Below are 2,073 nucleotides of genomic sequence, written 5' to 3'. Positions count from 1 at the left end.
GCCCAGGACGGCCACGCGGCTGCGGGCGGGGTGTTGTTCGGTCATGCCTTTAACCCTACCGTCGGGCCGCACGCTGGACTGAACCGGAGGCTGTGCGTTACCTCGCACAAACCTGACCAGATCCGCATCCCGGTTGCGCCATGGGACGCACGAAGCGGGGCTCAGTCCCCCGCGCCTACCCACTCAACAGTGCCGTCAGTGAAGAACTGTTCCTTCCAGATGGGCACCTGCTCCTTGATCCTGTCCACCAGCTCCGAACACACGGAAAAGGCCTGGCCACGGTGTGCTGCGGAGACGGCGCAGACCAGCGCGGGGTCGCCGATTTCGAGCAAGCCAATGCGGTGTGCGGCCCAGATCCGGACCGGCTGCAGCGAGGCATCGCCCGCGTGTTCGGCGACGAGTGCGGCCACGACGTCGGCCATCACCTGGTGAGCTGTGGGATGCGCACTGTAACTGAGCCGCTCAACTGCCTTGCCGCCGTCGTGGTTCCTGACAACCCCGCTGAAGCTGACCACGGCCCCGGCAGTGTCCGATTCCACCGCGGCGATGGCCTGGTCCACGGAGATGGGCTCCGCGCTGAGGACCGCGTGGACCACTTCGAAGACTGATTCAGTGCCCATGGCCGCCCTCCAGCTGGTCACACAGGTGCCCGATCAAGGGATCAAGGACGGAGAGCCCGTCCATCACGCCCTTGGGCGATCCGGGCAGGTTGATGATGAATGTCCGCCCCGAAGTCCCGGCGTGGCCCCGGCTCAGCGCGGCCAGCGGCGTCTTGGCTGCGCCGGCATGCCGGACGGCCTCCATGATGCCGGGAACTTCACGGTCCAGCAGGGGCAAGGTCACGTCCGGAGTCCTGTCATCGGGGCTGATTCCCGTCCCTCCGCTGGTGATAACGACGGCGGGGTGCTGGGTCAGGAGGGCCCGGATGGCTGCGCCTACCGGTTCCCCGTCGGGGACCACCATGGCGGGGTAGGTCTCGAAGCCGTGCTCGGTCAGCCAGTCGATGATCACCGGGCCGGTTTCGTCGTCATAGATCCCGGCGGCGGCCCGGGTGGACGCGATGACAACCCCGGCCTTGCGGCCCTGCACCTCACCGTGCCGGTGCGGCTCAGGTTCACGCGCAGGATCGGGCACGTACGTACTTTCAGTGGTCACAGTGCCCAGTCCCCGCTCTTGCCGCCGCTTTTGGCCAGCACCTTGATGTCGGTCAGCACGGCGTGCTTGTCCACAGCCTTGATCATGTCGTAAACGCTCAGGGCGGCCACCGACGCCGCCGTCAGTGCTTCCATCTCGACTCCGGTGACACCCCGGGTCTTGACCGTGGCAAGGATCGCAACGGAATCGGGTCCGAGATCGAAATCCACGGTCACCTTTGACAGCGGCAGTGGATGGCACAGCGGAATGAGTTCGGGCGTTTTCTTGGCGGCCATGATGCCCGCGACGCGGGCCACAGCCAGCGCATCTCCCTTGGGAAGGCCACCGGAGCCCAGCAGGCCCAGCACCTCCTGCGTTGTGCGGACGGTGGCGGTGGCAGTGGCTTCGCGGGTGGTTTCGGCCTTCGCCGAAACGTCTACCATCTGGGCGCTTCCGTCCTGGCGGAGATGGGTCAGCGTGGGCTGGCTTTGTTCTGGATTCACAGCAACCATACTTCCACCTCATCACCCTCGGTGAGTGCGGAGACCCCCACGGGCACATGGACCAGCGCGTTCGAGCCTGCCAGGGCACGCACCAGATGCGAGCTTTCGCCGCCTTCAAGGCTGACCGTCCCGTCCGGGCGGAAGTTTCCCCGGCGGACCTGGTGCTTGCGTGCAGGTGAGGTGAGGCTCTGGGCCAGGCGGGCGCGGAGGGATGGCCGCGGAAGCGGCACGCCTAAAAGGCCGGAAAGGACGGGCCGGAGAAACAGCTCGAACGAAACCAGGCAGCTCACCGGGTTACCCGGGAAGCCAAGGAACGGCACACCATCGAAGGTGCCGATTCCCTGCGGGCCGCCGGGCTGCATTGCCACGTGGAGGAACTCCGCATCCTGGTTTTCCATGGCCTGGCGCACCACCTCGTAGGCCCCCTTGCTCACCC

4 protein-coding genes are annotated in these 2,073 nt (G+C 66.4%); all 4 read right to left on the bottom strand.

The annotated features are described in order from the left end of the window. Positions 1-161: 161 nt before the first annotated feature. On the bottom strand, positions 162-620 hold the full coding sequence (locus DBR22_RS18585; RefSeq protein WP_108600226.1) for a molybdenum cofactor biosynthesis protein MoaE: 459 nt from the start codon (positions 618-620) through the stop codon (positions 162-164). Next, positions 610-1,134 carry a MogA/MoaB family molybdenum cofactor biosynthesis protein gene (locus DBR22_RS18580; RefSeq protein ID WP_108600225.1) on the bottom strand — a complete coding sequence of 175 codons (525 nt, stop codon included), beginning with the start codon at positions 1,132-1,134 and terminating at the stop codon, positions 610-612. Before DBR22_RS18580 ends, DBR22_RS18585 begins: the two co-directional genes overlap by 11 nt. Before the next feature lie 17 nt (positions 1,135-1,151). Then, positions 1,152-1,646, bottom strand: a complete 495-nt coding sequence (gene moaC / locus DBR22_RS18575; protein WP_108600224.1) for a cyclic pyranopterin monophosphate synthase MoaC — start codon at positions 1,644-1,646, stop codon at positions 1,152-1,154. Continuing rightward, positions 1,634-2,073, bottom strand: a 440-nt coding sequence (locus tag DBR22_RS18570; RefSeq protein WP_375134993.1) for a molybdopterin-binding protein, incomplete at its 5' end; no start/stop codon positions are given. The genes DBR22_RS18570 and moaC, both read right to left, overlap by 13 nt.

The organism is Arthrobacter sp. HMWF013 (assembly GCF_003061105.1).
Classification (GTDB): Bacteria; Actinomycetota; Actinomycetes; order Actinomycetales; family Micrococcaceae; genus Arthrobacter.
This window is presented reverse-complemented; position numbering and strand designations above follow the sequence as displayed.